Raw genomic sequence first — 25,990 nt, 5'->3', positions numbered from 1 at the left:
GTCGATGACGCTTTCGTTGCAGCGCCTGATTACAGCGGCGTGCCGAGCAGCACATTGGACGGCGAAAACTGCACCTGCACCGGTTGTGCGACGCCCAGCCCGCGAGTGCGCAGGTCCAGCGGTTCCGCCAGGGCACAGAGGGTATGGCCGTTGGGCAGGGCAATGCGCACTTCGCTCGGGCCATCCTCGGCGTCGAGGATCGTTTCGATGGTGCCGTTGAGAAGATTGTGACCAAACGTTGCAGGCTGCTCGTTGCTGAGCAATTCCAGCCAGCCGGCCTTGATCAGGGCCACCACTTCGGTGCCGGCTTGCAGCTCCAGATGCACGGTGCTGTCGTGGGTGATCTGCGCGTCGAGGCACAGGCCTTCGGCCAGTTCGAGGCGGATCAGGTCATTGCGGCCCTGCGCTTCGATCGCCACGACCTTGCCGTGCAACTGATTGCGTGCGCTGGTTCTGAGCATCAAACGACCGAGCAGATCCAGATCACTGGCGTCTTCCGCTGCCTCCAGCACCTGGGCCTGCAAGGCCTGCAGTTTTTGGTACAGGCGCAAAACGCGCTCGCCTTCGCTGGAGAGTTTCGCACCGCCGCCACCCTTGCCACCGACGGCGCGCTCGACCAATGGTTTTTGCGCCAGGTTGTTCAGCTCATCAATGGCGTCCCACGCCGCTTTGTAACTCAGGCCTGCGCTTTTCGCCGCGCGGGTGATCGAGCCCTGTTCGGCGATGTGTTGCAGCAAGGCGATGCGCTGCGGACGGCGGACGATGTGCTGGGAGAGCAGGGAAGGCATGGACATGGATGGGTGCTTTTTTGTGGCGGTGGACGTGGAAGTTGGCCGCTAGCGACGCGAGAGTCAAGTCGAGCCGAGATCCCTTGTAGGAGTGAGCCTGCTCGCGATTGCGGTGGATCAGTCAGCATAAATGTTGGCAATGATGACGCTATCGCGAGCAGGCTCACTCCTACAGGGATTGTGCTGGCTCAGGTTCCGGGTTTTGGCGTGCGGGCCAGGCAATAGACATCGACCCGTGCAGCGCCTGCGTTCATCAGTAACCGGGCGATTGCCTGGGCAGTGGCACCCGTAGTCAGCACATCATCGATCAACGCCAGATGCCGGCCTTTCACATCGGAGTCGGGTATCAGGCTGAAAGCATTGCGCAGATTACCTTTACGCGCCTTGGCATCGAGATTTTGCTGAGCGTCGGTATCCTTGATTCGCCGCAGAACCCGTTCTTCGCACGGCAGATCCAGTGACTGACTCAACCACCGCGCCAGCATCGCAGCCTGGTTGAACCCGCGTTGACGCAGGCGTTTGTTCGCCAGCGGCACCGGCAACAACACATCAGGCCTCGGTAACCCCTCATCGAAGCGATGTTGCAGGTATTGCCCGAGAACGTCGGCGAGCAGGTGACCAAACGGCCATTTTGCGTTGTGTTTAAAACGCGTAATCAAACTGTCGACCGGGAAGCCATAGCGCCACGGCACCACCACCTGTTCGAATGCCGGCGGCTCTAGCAGGCACTCGCCACAGGTCAGGCCGGCGGCGAAGAGTGGCAGAGCGCAGGTCTGGCAGTGGTCGCCGAGCCACGGCAAATCAGTTTCGCAGGCCACACATATTGGCATTTCTGCTTCTGCCGGCTCATCGCAAAGCAAGCAGCTCTGTACATTATTTAAACAGATGTAAACCTGTCCTTCGTATCGTGGTTGACAGCGCATGACTCTTCCTTAAATATGCCGAACATCCGTGTCGCGCCTGTGGGTATTCCGTTCCCGCAGCCGCCAGCCAAGCATAACCAAGGAACTACCCATGAGCGCGAGCACCACTGCCACCCTGCGTCACGACTGGTCTCTGGCCGAAGTCAAAGCACTCTTCGTACAGCCATTCAACGACTTGCTGTTCCAGGCGCAAACGGTGCACCGCGCACATTTCAACGCCAACCGCGTGCAGGTTTCGACCCTGCTGTCGATCAAGACCGGCGCCTGCCCGGAAGACTGCAAGTACTGCCCGCAGTCCGGTCACTACAACACCGGTCTGGAAAAAGAAAAGCTGATGGAAGTGCAGAAGGTCCTCGAAGAGGCGGCACGTGCCAAGGCCATCGGCTCGACACGTTTCTGCATGGGCGCGGCGTGGAAACACCCGTCGGCCAAAGACATGCCGTACGTACTGAAAATGGTCGAAGGCGTGAAAGCCATGGGCTTGGAAACCTGCATGACCCTCGGTCGCCTCGATCAGGATCAGACAGAAGCACTGGCCAAGGCCGGCCTCGATTACTACAACCACAACCTCGACACGTCGCCCGAGTTCTACGGCAGCATCATCACCACCCGTACTTACAGCGAACGTCTGCAAACGCTGGCCTATGTGCGGGAATCGGGGATGAAGATCTGCTCCGGCGGCATTCTCGGCATGGGCGAGTCGCTGGATGACCGCGCCAATCTGCTGATCCAGCTGGCCAACCTGCCTGAGCATCCGGAATCGGTGCCGATCAACATGCTGGTGAAAGTCGCTGGCACGCCACTGGAAAACGCCGAAGACGTCGACCCGTTCGACTTTATCCGCATGCTTGCCGTGGCGCGCATTCTCATGCCGCAATCCCACGTGCGCCTGTCCGCCGGCCGCGAAGCGATGAACGAGCAGATGCAGGCCTTGGCATTTTTCGCCGGCGCCAACTCGATTTTCTACGGCGACAAACTGCTGACCACCGCCAACCCGCAGGCTGACAAGGACATGCAGCTGTTCGCGCGTCTGGGCATTCAACCGGAGGCCCGTGAAGAGCATTCCGATGAGGTGCATCAGGCCGCGATCGAGCAGGCGCTGGTGGAGCAGAAGAGCAGCGAGCAGTTCTACAACGCCGCGGTTTAAAGCTGCGCGGATTCCTCTGAAGGAATGCAAAACCCCTTGTGGGAGCGAGCCTGCTCGCGAAAGCGGTGCCTCAGTCGACATTGATGTTGGATGTGAAGGCCTATTCGCGAGCAGGCTCGCTCCCACAAGGGATCTGTGTCACTTGAAAGTCGAGGCCTGCATGTCTTTCGATCTCGCCGCACGCCTTGCTGCCCGTCGTGCCGAAAATCTCTATCGCCAGCGACCGCTGCTTGAGTCCCCGCAGGGGCCTGAAGTGGTGGTCGACGGCAAACCGTTGCTCGCCTTCTGCAACAACGATTACCTAGGCTTGGCCAATCATCCGCAAGTGATCGAAGCCTGGCGCGCCGGTGCTGAACGCTGGGGCGTCGGTGGCGGTGCCTCGCATCTGGTGATTGGCCACAGTGGCCCGCATCACGCACTGGAAGAAGCGCTGGCCGATCTCACCGGTCGACCGCGTGCATTGCTCTTTACCACCGGCTACATGGCTAATATCGGCGCGGTCACGGCGCTGGTCGGGCAGGGCGATACGGTGCTGGAAGACCGCCTCAATCACGCTTCGCTGCTGGACGCGGGTCTGTTGTCCGGCGCGCGTTTCAATCGTTATCTGCACAACGACGCGGTGAGCCTGGCCAAGCGTCTTGAGAAAGCCACCGGCAATACGCTGGTAGTCACCGACGGTGTGTTCAGCATGGACGGCGATCTCGCTGACCTGCCGGCATTGGCTCGTGAAGCCAAGGCCAAAGGCGCGTGGCTGATGGTCGATGACGCTCACGGTTTTGGGCCGCTGGGTGCGAACGGTGGCGGCATCGTCGAGCATTTCGGTTTGAGTCAGGAGGACGTGCCGGTACTGGTCGGCACCCTCGGTAAAGCCTTCGGCACCGCTGGCGCCTTCGTCGCGGGCAGCGAAGAGCTGATCGAAAGCCTGATCCAGTTCGCCCGTCCGTACATTTACACCACCAGCCAGCCCCCGGCGCTGGCTTGCGCGACCCTGAAAAGTCTGGAGTTGCTACGCACTGAACACTGGCGCCGGGATCATCTGCAGACCTTGATCCGCCAGTTCCGCCAGGGCGCCGAGCAGATCGGCCTGGAGTTGATGGACAGCTTCACGCCGATCCAGCCGATCATGATCGGCGATGCCGGGCGCGCGGTGCGGTTGTCGCAAATGTTGCGCGAGCGCGGGCTGATGGTTACCGCCATCCGCCCACCGACCGTGCCCGCCGGCAGCGCGCGCTTGCGCGTGACCCTGACCGCCGCCCACAGCGAGGCGCAGGTGCAGCTATTGTTAGAGGGACTGGCCGATTGCTTTGCCCAACTGTCGTCGGAGCCAAGCCATGCGTAATCGCCTGATTCTGCTGCCCGGCTGGGGCCTCGGTGTGTCGCCGATGGAGCCTCTGGCCGCCGCTTTGCAAGGGCTCGACGAGCATCTGAAAGTGGAAATCGAGCCGCTGCCGGAGCTGGATTCCAGTGACCTGCAAGACTGGCTCGATGAACTCGATGAACGCATTCCACAAGACGTCTGGCTCGGTGGCTGGTCGCTGGGTGGCATGCTCGCGTCCGAATTGGCGGCGCGCCGTGGCGAGCGCTGCTGCGGTTTACTGACTCTGGCGAGCAACCCTTCCTTCGTTGCCCATGAGCAGTGGCCGACCGCGATGCCGGGCGAGACCTTCGATGCATTTCTCGCCGGTTGCCAGGCCGATCCCCGGCTGACCCTCAAACGCTTTTCGCTGCTCTGTGCTCAAGGTGCACAAGATGCGCGCGGCTTGTCGCGGTTGATGCTCGGCGGCGCACCGCACACGGCGCCGTCGGCGTTGATGGCGGGCCTGGAATTGCTCGCGCAACTGGACACCCGCGAAGCACTGCAAGCATTTCGCGGCCCGCAATTTCATCTGTTCGCCGGACAGGACGCTCTCGTTCCGGCGGAAGCGGCGGGGGCGTTGTTCGTCCTGTTGCCGGACATCGAAATAGGTCTGATCGAACAGGCCTGTCATGCGTTCCTTCTGGAAGACCCCCACGGACTGGCGGGCGCTATCCAGGCTTTTTTACATGAGTGCGGTGATGACTGATTTGTCTCTTGTGCTGCCTGGCGGCTTGCCTGACAAGCGTCAGGTCGCGGCCTCTTTCTCCCGCGCGGCGGCCAGTTACGACAGCGTCGCCGAGTTGCAACGTGATGTGGGTACACAATTGCTTCAACGCTTGCCGGCGGATTTTTCACCGTCGCGCTGGCTGGATCTGGGCTGCGGCACCGGCTATTTCACCCGGGCACTGGCCTCGCATTTTATCGAGGGGCACGGTCTGGCGCTGGACATTGCCGAGGGCATGCTCGATCACGCGCGGCCGTTGGGCGGCGCTGAGTACTTCATTGCTGGCGATGCGGAGCGTCTGCCGTTGCAGGACTCGACTTGCGACCTGATCTTTTCCAGCCTGGCGGTGCAGTGGTGCGCGGATTTCGATGCAGTGCTCAGCGAAGCCTTTCGCGTACTGAAACCGGGTGGGATTTTTGCGTTTGCTAGTCTTTGTGTCGGGACGCTGTTTGAGTTGCGCGACAGCTGGCGGCAGGTCGACGGGATGGTGCACGTCAACCGCTTCCGCGAGTTCGCCCGTTATGAGCAACTGTGTACGGCCAGTGGCTTGCGTACGCTAAGCCTGGAGAATCAGCCTCACGTGCTGCATTACCCCGATGTGCGCAGCCTGACCCATGAATTGAAGGCCTTGGGTGCGCACAATCTGAATCCCGGACGGCCCGGTGGTTTGACCGGGCGGGCGCGGATTCTCGGGCTGGTGGAAGCTTACGAGCAGTTCCGTGAAGCGTCGGGATTGCCGGCGACTTATCAGGTGGTCTACGCCGTGTTGGAGAAACCCGTATGAGCGCAGCCTATTTCATCACCGGAACGGACACCGATGTCGGCAAGACCACGGTTGCCGCAGGGTTGCTGCACGCGGCGCGTTCGGCCGGGCTGAGCACAGCGGCGGGCAAACCGGTGGCGTCCGGGTGCGAAGTGACGCCCAAGGGGCTGCGCAATTCCGATGCGTTGGCGCTGTTGGCCGAATGTTCGCTGCCGCTGACTTATCAACAGGTCAATCCCGTGGCGTTCGAGCCTGCGATTGCTCCGCATCTGGCGGCGCGTGAGGCCGGAGTAGCGTTGACCGTGCAATCGTTGCTGGCGCCGATGCGCGAGATTCTGGCGATGAACGCCGATTTCACCTTGATCGAGGGCGCGGGTGGCTGGCGGGTGCCGTTGGCGGATCAGGACAATCTGTCGGATCTGGCGATTGCGTTGAAGCTGCCGGTGATTCTGGTGGTGGGTGTGCGGCTGGGGTGCATCAGTCATGCCTTGCTGACGGCCGAGGCGATTGCCCGTGATGGGCTGCAACTGGCCGGGTGGGTGGCGAATATCATCGATCCGAAGACTTCGCGGCTTGAGGAGAACCTCGCCACATTGGCCGAGAGAATTCCGGCGCCGTGCCTTGGGCGCGTGCCGAAACTCAAGAGCTTGAGTGCCGAAGCGGTAGCGGATCATTTGCAACTGGATCTGCTCGACTAAGCTTTTCTCTATGGGCAGGCACTGTGCTATTAGTGTTTTTGACGGGTGTTTTTCTGGCGCCTCTGGTTCAATGGCGCCATTGATCCTTCCCAAGGATGAGAACTGTTATGGAAATCTCCGGTAACACAGCTTTTTATGCAGGTCTGAGCTCGATTCAAAGCGGGCAGAACCGCGTTGATCAGGCCGCCAGCCAGATTGCCAACAACACCATTGAGCGTTCGGTCACCAGCCAGTCTTCGGAAGCGCAGGTCGATCGTCTGCGCGGCGTTGATCGCAGCCAGCAAATGGACCTGGGCAGCGACATGGTGCAAATGGCCCAGGGCAAATTTCAGGTGGAGCTAGGCGTAAAAGTTGCCAAAGCTTCCGACGAAATGCTCGGTACGATCATCGACACCTTCGCCTGATTTTTCACCATCTACACCCTGAACGCCGCGCTTTGTCGCGGCGTTTTTCGTTGTAAGTCCTTCTCCCTCAACTAATCTTTTTTCAGCGCCCATGACTCGTTCGAGCTCATGGCGGTTTGCTGCGTCCGCTGTTTGAAAGATGCGGGGACGAACGGCAAAAGATCGATGCTTGACAAGATTTCGGCGTAAACGTATGTTTCAAACAACTGTTTGACCGTCACAACAAATCAACACGGTCGTTCATTCCCGGTTACATCAGCAGAGGTTTATCGCTATGCCTGACTACAAGGCCCCCTTGCGTGATATTCGCTTCGTTCGTGACGAACTGCTCGGCTACGAAGCGCACTATCAGAGCCTTCCGGCTTGCGCAGACGCAACTCCAGACATGGTTGACGCCATTCTCGAAGAAGGCGCCAAGTTTTGTGAGCAGGTACTGGCACCGCTGAACCGCGTGGGCGACCTCGAAGGTTGCACCTGGAGCGAGTCCGGCGTGAAAACTCCGACTGGCTTCAAAGAGGCGTACAAGCAATTCGTCGAAGGTGGCTGGCCAAGCCTGGCTCACGACGTTGAGCACGGCGGTCAGGGCTTGCCTGAATCGCTGGGTTTGGCAGTGAGCGAGATGGTTGGCGAAGCCAACTGGTCGTGGGGCATGTACCCAGGCCTGTCGCACGGTGCGATGAACACCATCTCCGAGCACGGCACCCCTGAGCAGCAAGAAGCCTATCTGACCAAACTGGTTTCCGGCGAATGGACCGGCACCATGTGCCTGACCGAACCACACTGCGGCACCGACCTGGGCATGCTGCGCACCAAGGCCGAACCTCAGGCCGATGGTTCCTATAAGGTTTCCGGCACCAAGATCTTCATCTCGGCCGGTGAACACGACATGGCCGATAACATCGTCCACATCGTGCTGGCCCGCCTGCCGGACGCACCGGCTGGTACCAAAGGCATCTCGCTGTTCATCGTTCCAAAGTTCCTGCCCAATGCTGATGGCACCGTCGGTGCACGCAACGCAGTGAGTTGCGGTTCGCTGGAACACAAGATGGGCATCCACGGCAACGCCACTTGCGTGATGAACTTCGACGGCGCCACCGGTTACCTGATCGGCCCGGCGAACAAAGGCCTGAACTGCATGTTCACCTTTATGAACACCGCACGTCTGGGTACCGCACTGCAAGGTCTGGCCCACGCCGAAATCGGTTTCCAGGGCGGCCTGAAATACGCTCGCGACCGTCTGCAAATGCGCTCCCTGACTGGCCCGAAAGCGCCGGACAAAGCCGCTGACCCGATCATCGTGCACCCTGACGTTCGCCGCATGCTGTTGACCATGAAGGCGTTCGCCGAAGGCAACCGTGCGATGGTGTACTTCACTGCCAAACAGGTCGACATCGTCAAATACGGCGTCGACGAAGAAGAGAAAAAGAAAGCCGACGCACTGCTGGCCTTCATGACCCCGATCGCTAAGGCGTTCATGACCGAAGTCGGTTTTGAATCCGCCAACCACGGCGTACAGATCTACGGCGGCCATGGCTTCATCGCCGAATGGGGCATGGAGCAGAACGTTCGCGACAGCCGCATTTCGATGCTGTACGAAGGCACCACCGGTATCCAGGCACTCGACCTGCTGGGCCGTAAAGTGCTGATGACGCAAGGCGAGGCCCTGAAAGGCTTCACCAAGATCGTCCACAAGTTCTGCCAGAACAACGAAGGCAACGAAGCCGTTGCAGAGTTCGTCGCACCGCTGGCCGCGATCAACAAGGAATGGGGCGAGCTGACCATGAAGGTCGGTATGGCTGCCATGAAAGATCGCGAAGAAGTCGGCGCGGCTTCCGTGGACTACCTGATGTATTCCGGTTATGCCTGCCTGGCTTACTTCTGGGCCGACATGGCGCGTCTGGCAGCTGAAAAGCTGGCAGAAGGCACCGGCGACGCGGCGTTCTACACGGCCAAGCTGCAAACCGCGCGCTTCTACTTCCAGCGCATCCTGCCGCGTACCCGTACGCATGTGGCCACCATGCTGTCGGGCGCCAACAACCTGATGGACATGAAAGAAGAAGACTTCGCACTGGGCTACTAAGCATTAACGCGGTCTGTAGAAAAACCGCTGCTCCCTTGGGGGGCAGCGGTTTTTTTATGCGCGGATTTCCTCCGGTTGTGGGTATTCCTGGAAGAAATTCCCGACATGGCCATCAAGCATGATGGCCATGAAGGAGATTTCATCTCCAAGGAGGCAAAAAACCTTGGTCGAAGGCTCAGAAATCAGCGTTTCCGGCCGTTAAAGAGACTGCGTGTGATCTGGATCACATTGTGTGTGCTTAACTGCATGCATTGCAGGCACAATGCCACCTCTTTGCCATGACGGGTCGGAGCTTTACCCTTGCCGCGTTCTTCCGCTGTACGTTTCAGCCATTTCCTACCTTCACTGCTGTTGTTACTCGCGGGGTTGGCGGCTGCGTACGTCAAAGACCTTAGCGTATTCTTCACGTCGCTGTTCAACGTGTTGCCGACGTTGGTGCTGTTGCTGGGCGGCGCGTATTGCGCGGTTTACCGCCGTCAGCGCGAGCTGTTTCTGATGCTCACGGTGTACATCGCCTACTTTCTGCTCGACACCCAGACCGACTATTACCGCGACAATGGCAAGGTCCGCGAAGACGCTGCGGTGGTCTTCCACCTCGTCTGCCTGCTGTTGCCGTTGTTGTTCGGCTTGTTCGCCGCATGGCAGGAACGTACACATCTGTTCCAGGACATGGTCGCGCGTTTCGCCGTGTTGCTGGCCTTTGGCAGCGTGGCATTGGGGCTTGAGCAAAGTTATCCCCAGGCATTGCTGATGTGGCTCTCGGAAATTCGCTGGCCGGCGCTACACGGCGCGTGGATGAGTCTGATTCAGCTCTCGTATCCAGTGTTCATCTCGGCGTTCCTGCTGCTGGCCTGGCAATACTGGCGCAACCCGCGTCCGCTGCATGCGGCGCAACTGGTGGGTTTGCTCGGTGTGTTCTGGATGCTGCCGAAAACGTTCATCCTGCCGTTTACCCTGAACATCATGTGCAGTCAGGTGATGTTGATGATCGCCGCCGCGGTTGCGCATGAGGCTTATCAAATGGCCTTCCGCGATGAACTCACCGGACTGCCGGGCCGTCGCGCGCTCAATGAACGCATGCAGCGCTTGGGTCGCAACTATGTATTGGCGATGAGCGACGTCGATCACTTCAAGAAATTCAACGACACCCACGGCCACGATGTTGGTGACCAGGTTTTGCGTCTGGTCGCCAGCAAACTGTCGAAAATCAGCGGTGGCGGTAGGGCGTATCGCTATGGCGGTGAGGAATTCGCCCTGGTGTTCGCAGGCAAAACCCTTGAGGAGTGCATGCCGCACCTTGAGGTGATCCGCGAGTCGATTGCGTCCTACAGCATTCAACTGCGCAATCAGGAAAACCGTCCGCAGGATGATCAGCAAGGTCGTCAGCGCCGCGCCGGTTCCGGTGCTTCCAGCGTTTCGGTCACGGTGAGCATCGGCGTCGCCGAGCGAGTGGAGCAACGCAACCCGGAACAAGTGCTGAAGTCCGCCGACGAGGCGCTTTACGCCGCTAAAGGCGCGGGGCGTAACTGCGTGGTTGCGTTCGGCCAGAACCGTCGTGGCGCGGTGCGCATGGACACGGCCGCAGGTTGAGTGATGACGGCGCATTCAGCGCCTGCACAATGATTGTGGGGCGTGGTGGCCGGCAGTAGGTTGGAGAAATCTGCTGACGGAGAAGCCACCATGCCTGAGTACAAAGCTCCCCTGCGCGACATGCGCTTTCTGATCGACCACGTCTTCGACTTTCACAGCAACTACGCCGCCCTCGGCGCCCACGACGCCAGCCCGGACATGATCAACGCGATCCTCGAAGAGGGCGCGAAGTTCTGCGAGAACGTGCTCGCACCGCTCAATCGCAGCGGTGACGAAGAGGGCTGCCATTTCGACAACGGTGTGGTGACAACGCCTACAGGCTTCAAGCAGGCATTCGCACAATATGTCGAAGGTGGCTGGCATGGTCTGGCGGCAGATCCGAGCTACGGCGGCCAAGGGCTGCCAAGTTCGCTGGGGCTGGTGATCAGTGAGATGGTCGGCTCCAGCAACACTTCCTGGGGCATGTACCCGGGCCTGACCCACGGCGCGATGTCGGCGATCCATGCCCATGGCAGCGCCGAGCAGAAAGACACCTACCTGAGCAAACTCACCGCCGGCCAGTGGACCGGCACCATGTGCCTGACCGAAGCCCACTGCGGCACCGATCTGGGCATCATCAAGACCCGCGCCGTGCCTCAGGCTGATGGCAGTTACGCGGTTACCGGCAGCAAGATTTTCATCTCTGCCGGCGAGCACGATATGAGCGATAACATCATCCATCTGGTGTTGGCCAAGTTGCCGGATGCGCCGGCCGGGACCAAAGGGATTTCGCTGTTTATCGTGCCGAAGTTCTTGCCGGATACGGCGGGTGAAGCGGGCGAGCGCAACGGTGTTTCCTGTGGTTCGATCGAACACAAGATGGGCATCAAGGCTTCGGCCACTTGTGTGCTGAACTTCGATAGCGCCAAGGGCTATCTGATCGGTGAGCCGAACAAGGGCCTGAACTGCATGTTCACCATGATGAACCACGCGCGGCTAGGCACCGGCATGCAGGGTTTGTGTCTGGGCGAAGCAAGCTTCCAGGGCGCGATCAAATACGCTAACGACCGCTTGCAGATGCGCGCGCTGACCGGCGCCAAAGCCCCGGATAAACCTGCAGACCCGATCATTGTCCACCCGGACGTGCGGCGCATGCTGCTGACCATGAAAGCCTTTAACGAAGGCAATCGGGCGCTGACCTACTTCACCGCGCAGTTGCTCGATGTCGCGCATCTGAGCGGTGATGCCGAAGCACGGCAGGAGGCCGAGGATTTGCTGGCGTTCCTCACGCCAATCTGCAAAGCGTTCATGACCGACACCGGCCTGGAAGTGACCAACCACGGCATGCAGGTGTTCGGCGGCCACGGTTTCATTCGCGAATGGGGCATGGAGCAACTGGTGCGCGATTGCCGGATTGCACCGATCTATGAAGGCACCAACGGCATTCAGGCGCTGGACCTGCTCGGACGCAAGGTGCTGGGCAGTCAGGGCAAGTTGCTGCGCGGTTTCACCAAAATCGTCCATAAGTTCTGCTCAGCCAACGCTGAGCACCCGCAGCTGGGCAGTTTCGTTGCGCAGCTCAATCAGCTGAACCAGCAGTGGGGCGACCTGACCGTGAAGGTCGGGATGGCGGCGATGAAGAACCCGGATGAAGTGGGCGCGGCGTCGGTGGACTACCTGATGTACAGCGGTTACATCATCCTTGGCTATCTGTGGTTGCGCATGGGCCTGGTGGCGCAGGCGCAACTGGAGGCGGGCGAGGGCGAGGGGGATTACCTGCGCGGGAAATTGGCGACCTGCGAGTTTTACTTCAAGCGCTTGTTGCCGCGTACGGCGGCGCATCGTGCGGCGATCGAGGCGGGCAGTGATTGCTTGATGAAGTTGCCGGCGGAAATGTTTGCGCTTTAAGCAAGATCAAAAGATCGCAGCCTGCGGCAGCTCCTACATGGGACCGAGTTTTATCTGTAGGAGCTGCCGCAGGCTGCGATCTTTTTTGTGATGACTAAAAATAACAAAACGGTCACGGGTTGACCCTATGTGTCGCAAAAGTTGTTGAGGTACACTCGGGCTCAACGAAAACATCATTCCACGAATCACCTGTTTAGATCTTGCGAGGTTTGCCATGGCTGACTACAAAGCGCCGCTGCGCGATATGCGCTTCGTCCTCAATGAAGTGTTCGAGGTCGCCAAGCTCTGGGCCGAACTGCCGGCCCTGGCCGAGACTGTCGACGCCGAAACCGTTGAAGCCATTCTCGAAGAGGCCGGCAAAGTCACCAGCAAAAGCATCGCACCTCTGAGCCGCGCTGCCGACGAAGAAGGCTGCCACTGGAAGGACGGTGCCGTCACCACGCCGGCCGGTTTCCCACAGGCTTATCAGACGTACGCTGAAGGCGGCTGGGTTGGCGTCGGTGGCGATCCGCAATACGGCGGCATGGGCATGCCCAAAGCCGTGTCGGCGCAAGTCGAAGAAATGGTCAACTCCGCCAGCCTGTCGTTCGGTCTGTACCCGATGCTGACCGCCGGCGCCTGCCTGTCGATCAACGCTCACGCCAGCGAAGAGCTGAAAGCCGCGTACCTGCCGAACATGTACGCTGGCGTCTGGGCCGGCTCGATGTGCCTGACCGAGCCGCACGCCGGCACCGACCTGGGGATTATTCGCACCAAGGCCGAGCCTCAGGCCGACGGGTCGTACAAAGTCAGCGGCACCAAGATCTTCATCACCGGTGGCGAACACGACCTCACCGAAAACATCATTCACCTGGTGCTGGCCAAGCTGCCGGACGCCCCGGCCGGTCCTAAGGGCATCTCGCTGTTCCTGGTGCCGAAGTTCATGGTCAACGCCGACGGCAGCCTGGGCGCGCGCAACCCGGCGAACTGCGGTTCGATCGAACACAAAATGGGCATCCAGGCGTCCGCGACCTGTGTAATGAACTTTGATGAAGCCGTGGGCTATCTGGTCGGTGAGCCGAATAAAGGTCTGGCCGCGATGTTCACCATGATGAACTACGAGCGTTTGGGCGTGGGCATCCAAGGTCTGGCCACCGGCGAGCGCTCCTATCAGAACGCCGTCGAATACGCCCGCGACCGTCTGCAAAGCCGTTCGCCGACTGGCGCGCAGAACAAAGACAAAGTCGCTGACCCGATCATCGTCCACCCGGACGTGCGGCGCATGTTGCTGACCATGAAAGCCTCGAACGAGGGCGGCCGTGCGTTCTCCACCTACGTAGCGATGCAGCTCGACACCGCCAAGTTCAGCGAAGACGCCACCACCCGCAAACGTGCGGAAGATCTGGTCGCGTTGCTGACGCCTGTGGCCAAGGCATTCCTCACCGACCTGGGTCTGGAAACCACCGTGCACGGCCAGCAGATTTTCGGCGGCCACGGCTACATCCGCGAGTGGGGTCAGGAGCAACTGGTACGTGACGTGCGCATCACCCAGATCTATGAAGGCACCAACGGCATTCAGGCACTGGACCTGGTCGGGCGCAAGATCGTCGGCAGCGGTGGCGCTTTCTACAAGCTGTTCGCTGACGAGATCCGCCATTTCACCGCGACGGCCAGCGCCGATCTGGGCGAATTCACCAAACCGCTGAACGATGCCGTCGACACCCTCGACGAGCTGACCTCGTGGCTGCTGGATCGGGCGAAAAACAACCCGAACGAAATCGGCGCGGCTTCGGTCGAATATTTGCAAGCATTCGGATACACAGCGTACGCCTACATGTGGGCATTGATGGCCAAAGCTTCGCTGGGCAAAGAAGCGCAAGACGATTTCTATGCCAGCAAACTGGGCACCGCGCGCTTCTACTTCGCCCGCTTGCTGCCGCGTATTCACTCGTTGAGTGCGTCGGTGAAGGCCGGTAGCGAGTCGCTGTTCCTGCTGGATGCGGCGCAATTCTGATGCGATGACGTCATGTAAGCATTCTCTTACATGACGTGCTGCTGTTCTCCCATATGCGTAGATTGGATCCACGGCTAATCTACATTTCATGGACGTCGCGCAGGAAGCGCAAAGCAACAACACGGACACGTAGGATTCTGCCAGGGTGGCGGAGTGAAATGGATGTCAGGGAAACAGTCTGCAAAGCCCCGCTTCGGCGGGGTTTTCTTTTGCCTGCAGAAAAGTAGTCAGGCCAGCGGATCAAGCGCCGGCTTCACTTCGCGCTCCATCACTTCTTCCAACAATGTCTGCAACAGCGCCAAAGGCGCCTGCTGGCGCTGCACATCGCGACAGACCAACCCTACCTTCAGCGGCACGCGCGGTTCGCTCAGCGGTTTCCAGAGCAGATCCTGATCGTCGTACTCCTTTTGCGAACGCCCCGGCAGCACCGTCGCCAGTTTGGTGTGCGGCAGGCTGTCGAGTATCCCCACCATATTGTTCAGTTCGGCCTGCACCTGCGGGCGTCGTCCGAGCGCGGTCAATTGCGCCTGCCAGATCTGGCGGATCTGAAACTCTTCGCCCAGCAGCAACATCGGCAGCTCGGCAGCCTGGCGCATCGAAACTTTCTTGAATTCACGCAGCGGATGATCCGCCGGGATGACCAGCGTCAGTTCATCTTCGTAGAGCATCACGCCGTGCAGGCCGGGTTGGCGCGGCGGCAGGTAACTGATGCCGATGTCCAAAGAACCGTTGAGCAGCCGCCGCTCGATCTCAAGTCCGGTCAATTCATAGATCTGCACCACCAGATGTGGCTGTGCCTTGCGCACCCGCTCAAGCATTTGCGGAACGAGACTGGTGTGAACCGTTTGCAGCACGCCGATTGCCAGCGTGCGCAAGGCCAGCCCCTTGAAGTTGCCCAGCGCCTCACGCGCCCGCTGCAATCCGTCGAGCAGTGGCAAAGCGTGGTTGTACAACGTGTGCGCGGCGAGGGTCGGCAGCAGGCGTTTGCTGCTGCGTTCGAACAAGGTGACGTCGAGGTTCTGTTCGAGCTGGCGGATCTGCTGCGACAGTGCCGGTTGCGAGATCGACAGGCGTTCGGCGGCGCGGCCGACATGGCCTTCTTCGTAGACCGCGACGAAATAACGCAGTTGTTTGAAATCCATAAGTAATGCTTATCGAAAATGCTGGTAAATCGAAATGGCCCGCAGACCTCAGTGAGCCTAGTCTAACCGCATTCACAAGGCTTACAGGGCCAGAAAGCGCGATGAATAGCGTTCGCTTCGACAGTGTTTGCATAGGCAGTTCAAAACACCTTAAACGTGGTGTTTTTCAATGAATCTGTTCAGTTTGCGGCGCCAGACGCCGAGTCTCGATGACCTCGCTTTTGAGGCTGATCCTTCTGATATCAACGAAAATCTTAGCTCCGAGCGCCTGATGCCCAGCGTCGAACGGCCGCAACAGGTGTTCGTGCGTGGTCAGGGTTCGTGGCTGTGGGACAGCAATGACCGCGCGTACCTCGATTTTTCCCAGGCCGGTGGCGCCAACAGTCTTGGCCACAGCCCATCAGCGCTGGTCAAAGCGATTGCCAGCCAGGCGCAGGCGCTGATCAATCCCGGTTTCAACCTGCACAATCGCGGCATGCTCAGCCTCGCTGAACGGCTGTGCGCCAGCACCTCCAGCGATCAGGCCTATCTGCTCAACAGCGGCAGCGAAGCCTGTGAAGCGGCGATCAAACTGGCGCGCAAATGGGGCCAACTGCATCGTGGCGGCGCCTCGCGAATCATTGTCGCGAAGCAGGGTTGCCATGGCCGCAGTCTGGCGACGATTTCTGCCTCCGATAGCTGCAACTTGCACAACCGTTTCGCGCCGTTACTGCCGGGTTTCGATCTGGTGCCGTTCAACGACTTGCCCGCGCTGCACGCCGCGGTCGATGCGCAAACCGTGGCGATCATGCTGGAGCCGATCCAGAGCGATGCCGGGGTTGTTCCGGCGACTGAGCATTACCTAAAAGGCGTTGAACGTCTGTGCCGAGAGCTGGGCATTCTGCTGATCCTCGACGAAGTACAAACCGGCATCGGTCGCTGCGGCACCTTGCTTGCCGAACAGTCCTATGGCGTACGCGCCGATATCGTCGTGCTCGGCAAAGGCCTTGGCGGCGGTGTGCCCTTGGCGGCGCTGCTGGCGCGGGGCAAGGCGTGTTGTTTCGACACGGGTGAACTGGGCGGCACGCATCACGGCAATGCGCTGATGACAGCGGCTGGCCTGGTGGTGTTCGACAGCGTGTACGACCGCAGCTTCCTGCAGCAGGTCAACGATAATGGCCAGCATCTGCGCGAAGGCCTGGCCCGATTGGCGCACCGCTACGACCACGGCGAACTGCGTGGCCAAGGTTTGTTCTACGGACTGACCCTGTCGGACGATTCCGCTGAGGCCGTGGTCCACGCCGCCCTTCACGAAGGCTTGCTGCTCAACGCCCCGCAAGCCAACTGCCTGCGCTTCACCCCGGCCCTTACCGTCAGCAAAACCAACATCGACGAAATGCTCCTGCGCCTGGGCCGCGCCTTCTCGCGAGTGCGAACCGCACAACTGCAATGCCGCAAGGGGATTGCCGTCTGAACTGAAGTTTCTTACCCGATTTCCAGAACCGTCTCGCGGTATAACGCACGCCCCACGCCTGATTCTTTTGGCGTGGGGCGTTTTTTTTGAGGTGGTGGCGATCAAATGGCCGTTGCACTGAACCCTGACGAGCGGCGCAGGTCGATTAGCTTGTATGGCTCAAGTGAGCCAACCCCCATACAGGAGCTGCCCCATGGATTTCATTCGCATCATCATCGCTATTCTGTTGCCACCACTGGGCGTGTTTCTGCAGGTCGGGTTTGGCGGGGCGTTCTGGTTGAACATTCTGCTGACGTTGTGCGGTTATATTCCGGGGATCGTGCATGCGGTGTACATCATCGCCAAGCGCTGAGTACTGCGGCGCCAAGTAGATAGCTTTCGCGAGCAGGCTCGCTCCCACAGGGGATTTGTGAACAACACAGATCCAATGTGGGAGCGAGCCTGCTCGCGAATGGGGCAACCCGGTTTTGAACAGGGCGCGGTGATCAGTCCGTCAATCCCATTACCTGGCGATAGAACTTCCACTCCTGCTCCAGCGCATGCGCTTGATTGGCCGCGCGGCGGAATCCGTGGCGTTCGTCGGGGTAGTAATGCGCTTCGACCGGGACGCCGTTGTGCTCCAGCGCCGTGACCATGTCGCGGGTCTGTTGTGGCACGACCACGGCGTCCAGTTCACCCTGAAAGAAAATCACCGGTACGCGGATGTTGTTTGCGTGCAACAACGGCGTGCGTGCGGCGTAGCGTTCGGCGTCTTGCTCGGGATCGCCGATCAGCCAGTCCAGATAATCACCTTCAAATTTGTGCGTAGCTCGAGCCAACGCAACCGGGTCGCTGACGCCGTACAAGCTCGCTCCAGCGCGGAAGACTTGCTTGAACGCCAGCGCACATAACGTGGTGTAGCCACCTGCGCTGCCGCCACGAATGAATGCGCGATCACCGTCGATCAAACCCTGGCCGGCGAGATGACTCACCACCGCACAAGCATCCTCGACATCCACCTCACCCCAGCTCAGATGCAAGGCCTGCCGATATTCGCGGCCATAACCGCTGCTGCCGCGATAGTTGAGATCGGCCACGGCGAAGCCGCGTTGCGTCCAGTATTGAATGCGCGGGTCGAGCATCGGGTAGCAGGCCGATGTCGGGCCGCCGTGGATGAACACTACCAGCGGCGGGTTTGTCTCGCCGCTCATGGCCGGATAAAAGAACCCATGCGCTTCGCCCGAACCGCTTGGGTAACACAGGGTTTGCGGACGGCTGATGCGCTCTGCGGGTAAAGGCGCTACGCCGCCGGCCAGCATGTTCACTTTGCGCGTCGCCCGATCAATGGCGATGACCGCAGAAGGACTGGTCGGCGAGGCGGCGATGCAGTAGATAAATTGCGCATCCAAAGCCAAATGCCGGAAACGACTGTAGTCACCGGTGAAGTCGTCATCGCCTAATGTCAGACGGCCGAAACCGCCTTCACTCCAACTGGCTAAAACCGAATTTTCAACAGGCAACCAAGTGCAGCCGCCCAGTTGCCACGGTGCTGGCGCGTGATCGGCTTGCGCAGCAGGTAATGGCTCCAAACCGTCGGAAGTCTCAGCCCACGGCTGCCAGAATCCACCACGATCGGTCAGGCAATAAAGGCGATTGTCGGCATCGAATCGCGGTTGCTGAATGGACTCTTCAACCTCGGTGCCGGCAATGCATTGCGGCGAACCAAATGCACCGTCAGTCGAACGCTCAGCCACCATCAACCGGGTCGACGTCCACGGCTGATGCGGCCGACTCCACTCGATCCAGGCCAAGCGCTGGCCATCCACACTAAGGATTGGCGCCGCATAAAAATCCGCGCCCTCAACCAACAAATGTCGTGCGCTGTCAGCCAGATCGATTGCTACCAGCCGATGCTGATCTTGCTGTTCTTCGACCGCCAGCACTTGGCCGAAAGCAAAATGGAGATCACCATAACGGCACTCGCCCGAGGTCAATGCTTCCGGCTCGCCACCGAGCTTCTGGCGATACAACTGCTGATCCGCCTCCGCGACGAAAACCACCCCATCCGGCGTCAGACAAAACGCGCCACCGCCATATTCGTACACGCGACTGCGCACGCTAAAACCATTCGGCGTCAGACATTTCGTCACGCCATCGCGCCAATGCCAGATCCGGCACGCGGCATCTTCCGGACGATATTCATTCCAGAACAGCCCGTTGGCGCCGAGCTGAAGTTCGGCGAAGTCCATGCCGGCAGCGACGGCTTGCGAAGCGCTGAATGGCTCAGCCCTTGGCGATGAGGCGCGAGTTTCGTTCATTGCGGAAGGCCAGTTGTTCGATGGTTTGAGTGGCAGTCTCGGCTTCTTCGCGGGCCTTGAGAATCACGCCGTGATGTTCGGACTTGCTGCACACCGGGTCGGCATTGCTCGCATCACCGGTGAGCATGAACGCCTGACAGCGGCAGCCGCCGAAGTCTTTTTCTTTCTCGTCGCACGAGCGGCACGGCTCGGGCATCCAGTCGTAACCACGGAAGCGGTTGAAGCCGAACGAGTCGTACCAGATGTGCTGCATGCTGTGATCGCGCACATTGGGAAATTGCACCGGCAACTGTCGGGCGCCATGACAAGGCAGGGCGGTGCCGTCCGGTGTGACTGTCAGAAAAATACTGCCCCAGCCGTTCATGCAGGCCTTCGGGCGTTCTTCGTAGTAATCCGGGGTGACGAAAATCAGCTTGCACGGATGCCCTTCGGCTTCCAGCTTCGCGCGGTATTCGTTGGTGATGCGCTCGGCGCGCACCAGTTGCTCTTTGGTCGGCAACAGGCCGACACGATTGAGCTGCGCCCAACCGTAAAACTGGCAGGTGGCGAGTTCAACGAAGTCGGCTTCCAGCGCAATGCACAGCTCGATGATGCGGTCGATCTTGTCGATGTTGTGCCGATGGGTGACGAAGTTCAGCACCATCGGATAGCCGTGGGCCTTCACTGCGCGAGCCATTTCCAGCTTTTGCGCGAAAGCCTTTTTCGAGCCGGCCAGCAGGTTGTTCACTTGCTCATCGCTGGCCTGAAAACTGATCTGGATGTGATCGAGCCCGGCCTTCTTGAAGTCGCTGATTTTCTGCTCGGTCAGGCCGATGCCAGAGGTGATCAGGTTGGTGTAGAAACCCAACTGCCGCGCTTCATGAATCAGCTCGGCGAGATCCTGACGCACCAGCGGCTCGCCACCGGAAAAGCCCAGTTGCGCCGCGCCCATCTCCCGCGCTTCGCGGAACACCTTGATCCACTGCTCGGTGCTCAGCTCTTTGCCCTGCTCGGCGAAATCCAGCGGATTGGAGCAGTACGGGCATTGCAGCGGGCAGCGGTAGGTCAGCTCGGCGAGCAGCCACAGCGGCAGGCCGACTTCAGGCTTGGGCGGCAGATCAGGCAAGTTCGATCCAGTGCTGCGCACGGGCAACCTCCATGAATTGCTCGATGTCGTCACCGAGCTCAGGCACGCCCGGGAACTGCTCATCAAGTTTGGCAATGATCGCCGCGACATCGCGTTCGCCGTCGATTAAACCGCCGATCAACGCAGCGGTTTCGTTGAGTTTGATCATGCCTTCGGGGTAGAGCAGCACATGGCCTTTCTGCGCCGGTTCGTACTGGAAGCGGTAGCCGGGACGCCAGGTCGGGACTTTGCTGCGGTCGAAACTCATAAGGTGATTCCTTTGTGCCAGACGCGTTGCTCGGTGACACTGTGATACGGCGGGCGGTTCAGTTCGTAGGCCATGCTCATGGAATCGAGCATGCTCCAAAGAATGTCCAGTTTGAACTGGAGAATTTCCAGCATGCGCTCCTGGCCTTCACGCGTCTTGTAGTGCTCAAGCGTGATCGCCAGACCGTGCTCGACATCGCGTCGCGCCTGACCGAGACGGGTGCGGAAGTATTCGTAACCGGCCGGGTCGATCCACGGATAATGCTGCGGCCAACTGTCGAGGCGCGACTGGTGGATCTGTGGTGCAAACAGTTCGGTCAACGAGCTGCTGGCGGCTTCCTGCCAACTGGCGCGGCGGGCGAAGTTGACGTAGGCGTCGACGGCGAAACGCACGCCGGGCAGCACCAGTTCCTGGGAGCGCAGTTGATCAGGGTCGAGGCCGACCGCTTGGCCGAGACGCAGCCAGGCTTCGATGCCGCCGTCCTCGCCGGGGGCGCCGTCGTGGTCGAGCAGGCGTTGAATCCACTCGCGGCGGATTTCCCGATCGGGGCAGTTGGCGAGGATCGCCGCGTCCTTCAGGGGGATGTTCACCTGATAGTAGAAGCGGTTGGCGACCCAGCCCTGAATCTGTTCGCGGGTGGCGCGGCCTTCGTACATCGCCACATGGTACGGGTGGTAGATGTGGTAATAGGCGCCTTTGGCGCGCAGGGCCGCTTCGAATTCGGCCGGGGAAAGCGGGGTGTCGGTCATTGCGGTTCTCCGGGGAACAACCCTAGAAATATCTGGTGTCTGTACCGGCCTTATCGCGAGCAGGCTCACTCCTACAAGTGATCGCATTCCAATGTAGGAGTGAGCCTGCTCGCGATAGACCGCGCAGCGGTCTCAAATGCTTACAGCACAATACTCATGCCATCGAACGCCACTTCAACATTACGCCGGGCCAACTCAGCACGCTCCGGCGAATCTTCATCGAGAATCGGATTGGTGTTGTTGATGTGGATAAGCACTTTGCGCTGCTCAGGCAACTGCTCCAGCACTTCGAGCATGCCGCCAGGGCCGTTCTGCGCCAGATGGCCCATCTCGCGACCGGTGCGGGTGCCGACGCCACGGCGCTGCATTTCATCGTCATCCCACATCGTGCCGTCCACCAGCAGGCAATCGCTGCCGGCCATGATCTCCAGCAACGGCGCATCGACCTTGCCCAGGCCCGGCGCATAGAACAATTTGCCGCCGGTCTTCAAGTCTTCAACGATCAAACCGATGTTGTCGCCCGGGTGAGGATCGAAGCGGTGCGGCGAGTACGGCGGCGCGGCGCTACGCAACGGCAGCGGGGTGAAGCGCAGGTTCGGGCATGCGGCCACGGTGAAGCTCTGGTCGAGTTCGATGCGGTTCCAGTCCAGCCCGCCGTTCCAGTGGGTGAGCATCTTGAACAGCGGAAAACCAGTGCTCAGATCTTCATGAACCATGTCCGTGCACCAGACCTGATGCGGGCAGCCTTCGCGCAGGCTGAGCAGGCCGGTGGTGTGGTCGATCTGGCTGTCCATCAGAATGATCGCGCTGATGCCGGTGTCACGCAGGGCGCGGCCCGGTTGCATCGGGGCGAAGCTTTGCAGCTGTGCGCGGATGTCCGGCGAGGCGTTGCACAGTACCCAGTTCACGCCGTCATCGGAAATCGCGATGGACGATTGGGTGCGGGCCTTGGCATTCAGGCTGCCGTCGCGAAAGCCTGCGCAATTGACGCAGTTGCAGTTCCACTGCGGAAAACCGCCACCGGCGGCCGAACCCAGAATCTGGACGAACATGAACGCTCCATCATTTCTACGCGGAAAATAAAACGCCCCGGCGAGCCGAGGCGTTGCACTGCAATTCTACGTAAGCAGAACTCAGCGGCTGGCGAAGTACATGGTGACTTCGAAGCCGATACGCAGGTCGGTGTAAGCCGGTTTTGTCCAGGACATAGGTGTCTCCTCAGGTTGGGTGGGATAGCGCTGTCCATAGGTATAGTCCACGGCAGCGCAAAGATGTTCCAAATAGTTAGGCGGCTATGTTACTCAAAATTTCACCGGGTTTGCCCGTGAATATTCGAGAAAGCTCCTTGCAGCCTCGGTAATGATCAATTTGTCGTTTGCCATGGGTTACTGGGTGCGGGGTCGCTGGCGAGACAGAGCCAGCCGCCCTCGGCGTTGATCAAGCGCTGTGCTGCGTTAAACAACGCCTGGCGATCCAGTTGGCCAATGGCGGCGAGTAATTGCCCAAGATAATCCGACGAGTGGCCTGCGAGTCTGGCCTGCCAGAGCAGCTCAGCAGCGTCTTTGCTGGATAGATTGGCTGCGTCGAATTGATCCGCGAGGTTATGCCGCTGCTGGTTGAGGCTGGCCTCATCAAACTGTTCGATCAGCGCGGGCATACCTTTGAGGAACTGTTGAATGTGTTTGAGCAACTCCGCAGGTCTGGCGCTCGGGGATTGCACGCCAAACAGCAGGGCGGTTTGGCCATTCATCTGACGAAGCGCACTGAACACCGCATAGCCCAATTGCAATTCGACGCGCAGGCGCTGGTAGAACGGCGTCTGGCACACGTGCGCCAACAGTCGCCACGCGGCGTCCTCGACGATGTCGCGGCTGGTGGCGGGGCAGAACAACAGCACGGCGTGTTCGCTGGAGGCGGTATCGACATGGCGCCAGTGTTTTTGCGCGGTGATTGCCGCCGGCGCTGCCAGTTGGTTGTCCGGGATGCCGGGAACCCGGCTCAGGGCCAGGCCCAAGGCGGACTGGGTCTGTTGGCTCAGTCCCAACGCGAGGCCGTCCCAATGCGAAGTTGTCCACAGCTGTTGGGCGTCGTCGCCGGTTTTAGCTGATTCCAGCGCCTGTTCCGGCAGCGCTTTCAGCAACTGGCGAATGGGGATCAGCGGCGTTTCCGCCTCACTACGCAACGAATCGGCGTCAACTTGCGTCAGACATTTCAGCGCATGCTCCAGGACGCTGGGCATTGGCTCCTGCAGGCCGGTGAGCTTGAGCAACCATTGATGCCCTGTGGTGCTGAAAGACAACTCGACTCCAGCCTCGCGCGCGTCTTGCTGAGTTTCCCGAAGACTGCGTTGCAATCTCGAGTGCAGATCAGGGCTGGCGGCAGACTCAACCTGCCAACGCAGATAAATCGCGCCTTCATTGCCGCTGTCCGGCAAGACCTGGCTGAACTGCATCGGCGAGCGTTCGCGACGGCCGCGCGAGCGATCCTGAGCAAATGTACGAAGGCCACGGTGGGCGCTGGTTTGGCCGCGAATCAGGCGTGCATTGGCGAGCGGTTCGCTGGTGCGCAGGAATGGATTGGCAGCAGGTAATCGCCAGTGAGCGCTGAAGTTATCCACAACACCGATTTCACGGAGCAGATGTTTGAGGGCGCTGATGCCGCTGTCGGACAGACCACTCTCTTGTCGCTCGCTGTCGAGTCGTGCCAGTTGCAGCGCGCCGCTGACTTGTTGCTGGCGCTGAACCAGGGCCGTGTATTCCGCCCGCAGCGGCGTCCAATCCTGTTGCGCGAAGAAGCTCAGCCAATCCTTTGCGCGTTCGCTAATGGCGTTCATCGATTCGGCTGGTGCGATGAATGCCAGATGTAGCAAGGCTTGCCCCGCAAAGCAGTACAGTGGTGCGGCTTTCAGATCATCCGCCAGATTCTGTTCCTGCAGATGCGCCAGCAACCCCCCGGGCTTGGCACTGTTCAGCCAGTGGCAGAGGAATGCCATTGCCTCGGCGGAAGTCTCCGGCAAATCATCGAACGCAAACAGCAGATTGCCGCGTCGCTCAGCGGCCTGTTGATAACTTTTCACCGCCAGCGGCAGGGGCGCCACCTGTGCAACTTTATCCCCAACCGGCAAAGCCGCTGCGAACTGCTCGGCCAGCGCGCGCAGCTCTTCAAGGCTCTGCGGCCCCACCAGGCTCAAGCTCATTTGTCCGGTGCGATAGAACTGCTGGTGGAAATCCTTCAACGCCTGTTGAAACGCTGGCAATTCCACTTTCAGGCTGTCCCGATTCCCCGCATGAAATCCGCGCAACGGATGCTCTGCCGGTAAACCCTCATACAACGCAAACTGCTGCTGAGCCGCAGGATCTTGCGACCAGGCGACAAATTCCGCCTGCAACACTTCCCGTTCCCGCAGTTGATCGTCCAGATTCATACGCGGCTTGGCTAGCATGTCTGACAGACGCTCCAACCCCTTGCTGAACGAGCGCGTCGGCAGCTCAAAGAAAAAGTCAGTGGTGCGTTCGCGAGTGCTGGCATTCACTTGGCCACCGTGGCGCTGCACGTAGGCCATCAACCCTTCGTCCGCCGGAAAACGCTCAGTGCCGAGAAACAGCAAATGCTCGAGGAAATGCGCCAGCCCCGGCCACGCCAATGGCACGTCATGACTACCGGCAGCCACCCGCAGGGCAGCGGCACTGCGCTTGAGGCCTGGCACATGACGCAGGGTCACGCGCAAGCCGTTGGCCAGGGTTTCGGTGTGGGGGCGGGGGTGAGTCGGCGCAGGCATGGGCACTTCCAGAACAGTGGAGTGCCCATGCTAGCGGATTAGCGCTTGTTCAGCGCGCCGTAAAGCTCCGGGCGGCGGTCGCTGAGGTAGCGATTGGCCGCGCGTGAATCGATCATCAACTGCCGATCCAGTTCGCCGACGATCAATGCTTCGTCCAGACCGGCCTGAGCAATACGGCTGCCGTCAGGCGCGGCGATGCTGCTTTGCCCGCAATAGTGGATATCGCCTTCATGGCCGCAGTAGTTGGCGTAGGCCACGTAGCATTGGTTTTCGAAGGCGCGGGAGCGTACGGAGACATCGGCGATAAAATCGAACGGAATCATGTTCGCCGTCGGCACCAGAATCAGCTCGGCGCCGTCGAGGGCCAGGCGTCGGGCGTTTTCCGGGAATTCCAGGTCGTAGCAGATCAGGAAACCGAGTTTCCAGCCGTTCAGTTCAACCACCGGAAAATCGCCTTCACCGGGGCTGAACATCGAGCGGTCAAGGTCACCGAACAGGTGCGTCTTGCGGTAATTGCACAGGCGCTCACCGTTGGCGTCTATCAACTGCACGGCGTTGTAGATCTGCCCGTCCGCCGTGCGCTCGGGGTAACCGTAGAGAATCGCCAAACCGGCCGACTTGGCAATGCGGCCGATCTGCTGCGCCCATTCCCCGTTGTAGACCTCAGCCAGGGTGCTGACCGCTTCGGCGCCAATGTTGTAGCCGGTCATGAACATCTCCGGCAGCACCAGCAGATCGGCGCCTTTGGCCTCCATCGCCACTTGATGCAGGCGTTGCAGGTTGGCGGCAGGGTCCAGAGGCAGCGGTGGACATTGGTAAAGGGCTACACGCATCAGGGATTCCT

Annotated in this window: 23 protein-coding genes; 12 read left to right on the top strand and 11 right to left on the bottom strand. The window is 60.0% G+C overall.

Features of this window, described 5'->3' with window-relative positions; all coding sequences use genetic code 11:
- Positions 1-29: 29 nt before the first annotated feature.
- Both ACOYXH_RS22905 and ACOYXH_RS22900 read right to left on the bottom strand, forming a co-directional pair.
- On the bottom strand, positions 30-794 hold the full coding sequence (locus tag ACOYXH_RS22905; protein WP_460409959.1) for a TOBE domain-containing protein: 765 nt from the start codon (positions 792-794) through the stop codon (positions 30-32).
- 182 nt (positions 795-976) lie between these two features.
- Positions 977-1,711 (bottom strand): ComF family protein, encoded by a 735-nt coding sequence (locus ACOYXH_RS22900; protein WP_220557082.1) that lies wholly within the window; start codon positions 1,709-1,711, stop codon positions 977-979.
- A 91-nt stretch (positions 1,712-1,802) separates the two neighbouring features.
- Between ACOYXH_RS22900 and bioB the strand changes: the two genes are divergently transcribed.
- The 10 genes from bioB to ACOYXH_RS22850 all read left to right on the top strand — a co-directional run bounded on the left by bioB (position 1,803) and on the right by ACOYXH_RS22850 (position 14,354).
- Positions 1,803-2,858 (top strand): biotin synthase BioB, encoded by a 1,056-nt coding sequence (gene bioB, locus ACOYXH_RS22895; protein ID WP_007910031.1) that lies wholly within the window; start codon positions 1,803-1,805, stop codon positions 2,856-2,858.
- 160 nt (positions 2,859-3,018) lie between these two features.
- The gene (bioF, locus tag ACOYXH_RS22890; protein ID WP_258708907.1) at positions 3,019-4,197 is read left to right on the top strand and encodes an 8-amino-7-oxononanoate synthase; all 1,179 of its coding nucleotides are present in this window, start codon (positions 3,019-3,021) and stop codon (positions 4,195-4,197) included.
- Complete coding sequence (locus ACOYXH_RS22885) at positions 4,190-4,921, top strand: alpha/beta fold hydrolase (protein WP_095050292.1); 732 nt, start codon at positions 4,190-4,192, stop codon at positions 4,919-4,921. The genes bioF and ACOYXH_RS22885 overlap by 8 nt, the downstream gene beginning before the upstream one ends.
- Entirely contained in the window at positions 4,914-5,723 is an 810-nt protein-coding gene (bioC, locus tag ACOYXH_RS22880) for a malonyl-ACP O-methyltransferase BioC (protein WP_095126230.1), read from the top strand. Before ACOYXH_RS22885 ends, bioC begins: the two co-directional genes overlap by 8 nt.
- Positions 5,720-6,400, top strand: coding sequence for a dethiobiotin synthase (gene bioD, locus ACOYXH_RS22875; RefSeq protein ID WP_095050294.1), 681 nt, complete (start codon positions 5,720-5,722; stop codon positions 6,398-6,400). Before bioC ends, bioD begins: the two co-directional genes overlap by 4 nt.
- A 107-nt stretch (positions 6,401-6,507) precedes the next feature.
- Positions 6,508-6,804: a pyrroloquinoline quinone biosynthesis protein PqqE gene (locus ACOYXH_RS22870; protein WP_093429944.1), complete on the top strand. Its 297-nt coding sequence runs from the start codon at positions 6,508-6,510 to the stop codon at positions 6,802-6,804.
- Positions 6,805-7,078: 274 nt separating this feature from the next.
- Positions 7,079-8,884 (top strand): phenylacyl-CoA dehydrogenase, encoded by a 1,806-nt coding sequence (locus ACOYXH_RS22865; protein ID WP_095050295.1) that lies wholly within the window; start codon positions 7,079-7,081, stop codon positions 8,882-8,884.
- A 300-nt stretch (positions 8,885-9,184) separates the two neighbouring features.
- Entirely contained in the window at positions 9,185-10,474 is a 1,290-nt protein-coding gene (locus tag ACOYXH_RS22860) for a GGDEF domain-containing protein (RefSeq protein ID WP_095050296.1), read from the top strand.
- A 90-nt stretch (positions 10,475-10,564) separates the two neighbouring features.
- Entirely contained in the window at positions 10,565-12,361 is a 1,797-nt protein-coding gene (locus ACOYXH_RS22855) for an acyl-CoA dehydrogenase C-terminal domain-containing protein (RefSeq protein WP_095050297.1), read from the top strand.
- A 214-nt stretch (positions 12,362-12,575) separates the two neighbouring features.
- On the top strand, positions 12,576-14,354 hold the full coding sequence (locus ACOYXH_RS22850; RefSeq protein ID WP_194935268.1) for an acyl-CoA dehydrogenase C-terminal domain-containing protein: 1,779 nt from the start codon (positions 12,576-12,578) through the stop codon (positions 14,352-14,354).
- 227 nt (positions 14,355-14,581) lie between these two features.
- On the opposite strand, the gene ACOYXH_RS22845 is transcribed toward ACOYXH_RS22850, so the two are convergent.
- Entirely contained in the window at positions 14,582-15,496 is a 915-nt protein-coding gene (locus tag ACOYXH_RS22845) for a LysR family transcriptional regulator (RefSeq protein ID WP_460409958.1), read from the bottom strand.
- Positions 15,497-15,665: 169 nt separating this feature from the next.
- Between ACOYXH_RS22845 and ACOYXH_RS22840 the strand changes: the two genes are divergently transcribed.
- Both ACOYXH_RS22840 and ACOYXH_RS22835 read left to right on the top strand, forming a co-directional pair.
- Positions 15,666-16,949, top strand: a complete 1,284-nt coding sequence (locus tag ACOYXH_RS22840; RefSeq protein WP_095126227.1) for an aspartate aminotransferase family protein — start codon at positions 15,666-15,668, stop codon at positions 16,947-16,949.
- Positions 16,950-17,142: 193 nt separating this feature from the next.
- The gene (locus ACOYXH_RS22835; RefSeq protein WP_003228885.1) at positions 17,143-17,301 is read left to right on the top strand and encodes a YqaE/Pmp3 family membrane protein; all 159 of its coding nucleotides are present in this window, start codon (positions 17,143-17,145) and stop codon (positions 17,299-17,301) included.
- Between the two features lie 133 nt (positions 17,302-17,434).
- Here the strand turns inward: ACOYXH_RS22835 and ACOYXH_RS22830 are convergent, their stop codons facing one another.
- From ACOYXH_RS22830 to ACOYXH_RS22795, 8 genes are all read right to left on the bottom strand, one after another.
- Positions 17,435-19,246, bottom strand: coding sequence for a S9 family peptidase (locus tag ACOYXH_RS22830; protein ID WP_460409957.1), 1,812 nt, complete (start codon positions 19,244-19,246; stop codon positions 17,435-17,437).
- Positions 19,212-20,351: a pyrroloquinoline quinone biosynthesis protein PqqE gene (gene pqqE, locus ACOYXH_RS22825; RefSeq protein ID WP_016983158.1), complete on the bottom strand. Its 1,140-nt coding sequence runs from the start codon at positions 20,349-20,351 to the stop codon at positions 19,212-19,214. The genes ACOYXH_RS22830 and pqqE overlap by 35 nt, the downstream gene beginning before the upstream one ends.
- Positions 20,344-20,619, bottom strand: a complete 276-nt coding sequence (gene pqqD, locus ACOYXH_RS22820) for a pyrroloquinoline quinone biosynthesis peptide chaperone PqqD (protein WP_095050301.1) — start codon at positions 20,617-20,619, stop codon at positions 20,344-20,346. Before pqqD ends, pqqE begins: the two co-directional genes overlap by 8 nt.
- Entirely contained in the window at positions 20,616-21,368 is a 753-nt protein-coding gene (gene pqqC, locus ACOYXH_RS22815; protein ID WP_095050302.1) for a pyrroloquinoline-quinone synthase PqqC, read from the bottom strand. Before pqqC ends, pqqD begins: the two co-directional genes overlap by 4 nt.
- A gap of 140 nt (positions 21,369-21,508) precedes the next feature.
- The gene (gene pqqB / locus ACOYXH_RS22810; protein ID WP_064388219.1) at positions 21,509-22,420 is read right to left on the bottom strand and encodes a pyrroloquinoline quinone biosynthesis protein PqqB; all 912 of its coding nucleotides are present in this window, start codon (positions 22,418-22,420) and stop codon (positions 21,509-21,511) included.
- Positions 22,421-22,501: 81 nt separating this feature from the next.
- Positions 22,502-22,576: a pyrroloquinoline quinone precursor peptide PqqA gene (gene pqqA, locus ACOYXH_RS22805; RefSeq protein ID WP_003422658.1), complete on the bottom strand. Its 75-nt coding sequence runs from the start codon at positions 22,574-22,576 to the stop codon at positions 22,502-22,504.
- Positions 22,577-22,731: 155 nt separating this feature from the next.
- Positions 22,732-25,146 carry a pyrroloquinoline quinone biosynthesis protein PqqF gene (pqqF, locus tag ACOYXH_RS22800; protein ID WP_460409956.1) on the bottom strand — a complete coding sequence of 805 codons (2,415 nt, stop codon included), beginning with the start codon at positions 25,144-25,146 and terminating at the stop codon, positions 22,732-22,734.
- A 38-nt stretch (positions 25,147-25,184) separates the two neighbouring features.
- Entirely contained in the window at positions 25,185-25,979 is a 795-nt protein-coding gene (locus ACOYXH_RS22795) for a carbon-nitrogen hydrolase family protein (RefSeq protein ID WP_220557078.1), read from the bottom strand.
- Positions 25,980-25,990: the final 11 nt, after the last annotated feature.

It is taken from the genome of Pseudomonas sp. Mb7 (assembly GCF_054790525.1).
This window is presented reverse-complemented; position numbering and strand designations above follow the sequence as displayed.

Coding starts and splice junctions, on each gene's coding strand:
- ACOYXH_RS22905 (WP_460409959.1), bottom strand. CDS start 794: ATGTCCATGCCTTCCCTGCTCTCCCAGCACATCGTCCGCCGTCCGCAG.
- ACOYXH_RS22900 (WP_220557082.1), bottom strand. CDS start 1,711: ATGCGCTGTCAACCACGATACGAAGGACAGGTTTACATCTGTTTAAAT.
- bioB (WP_007910031.1), top strand. CDS start 1,803: ATGAGCGCGAGCACCACTGCCACCCTGCGTCACGACTGGTCTCTGGCC.
- bioF (WP_258708907.1), top strand. CDS start 3,019: ATGTCTTTCGATCTCGCCGCACGCCTTGCTGCCCGTCGTGCCGAAAAT.
- ACOYXH_RS22885 (WP_095050292.1), top strand. CDS start 4,190: ATGCGTAATCGCCTGATTCTGCTGCCCGGCTGGGGCCTCGGTGTGTCG.
- bioC (WP_095126230.1), top strand. CDS start 4,914: ATGACTGATTTGTCTCTTGTGCTGCCTGGCGGCTTGCCTGACAAGCGT.
- bioD (WP_095050294.1), top strand. CDS start 5,720: ATGAGCGCAGCCTATTTCATCACCGGAACGGACACCGATGTCGGCAAG.
- ACOYXH_RS22870 (WP_093429944.1), top strand. CDS start 6,508: ATGGAAATCTCCGGTAACACAGCTTTTTATGCAGGTCTGAGCTCGATT.
- ACOYXH_RS22865 (WP_095050295.1), top strand. CDS start 7,079: ATGCCTGACTACAAGGCCCCCTTGCGTGATATTCGCTTCGTTCGTGAC.
- ACOYXH_RS22855 (WP_095050297.1), top strand. CDS start 10,565: ATGCCTGAGTACAAAGCTCCCCTGCGCGACATGCGCTTTCTGATCGAC.
- ACOYXH_RS22850 (WP_194935268.1), top strand. CDS start 12,576: ATGGCTGACTACAAAGCGCCGCTGCGCGATATGCGCTTCGTCCTCAAT.
- ACOYXH_RS22845 (WP_460409958.1), bottom strand. CDS start 15,496: ATGGATTTCAAACAACTGCGTTATTTCGTCGCGGTCTACGAAGAAGGC.
- ACOYXH_RS22840 (WP_095126227.1), top strand. CDS start 15,666: ATGAATCTGTTCAGTTTGCGGCGCCAGACGCCGAGTCTCGATGACCTC.
- ACOYXH_RS22835 (WP_003228885.1), top strand. CDS start 17,143: ATGGATTTCATTCGCATCATCATCGCTATTCTGTTGCCACCACTGGGC.
- ACOYXH_RS22830 (WP_460409957.1), bottom strand. CDS start 19,246: ATGAACGAAACTCGCGCCTCATCGCCAAGGGCTGAGCCATTCAGCGCT.
- pqqD (WP_095050301.1), bottom strand. CDS start 20,619: ATGAGTTTCGACCGCAGCAAAGTCCCGACCTGGCGTCCCGGCTACCGC.
- pqqC (WP_095050302.1), bottom strand. CDS start 21,368: ATGACCGACACCCCGCTTTCCCCGGCCGAATTCGAAGCGGCCCTGCGC.
- pqqB (WP_064388219.1), bottom strand. CDS start 22,420: ATGTTCGTCCAGATTCTGGGTTCGGCCGCCGGTGGCGGTTTTCCGCAG.
- pqqF (WP_460409956.1), bottom strand. CDS start 25,146: ATGCCTGCGCCGACTCACCCCCGCCCCCACACCGAAACCCTGGCCAAC.
- ACOYXH_RS22795 (WP_220557078.1), bottom strand. CDS start 25,979: ATGCGTGTAGCCCTTTACCAATGTCCACCGCTGCCTCTGGACCCTGCC.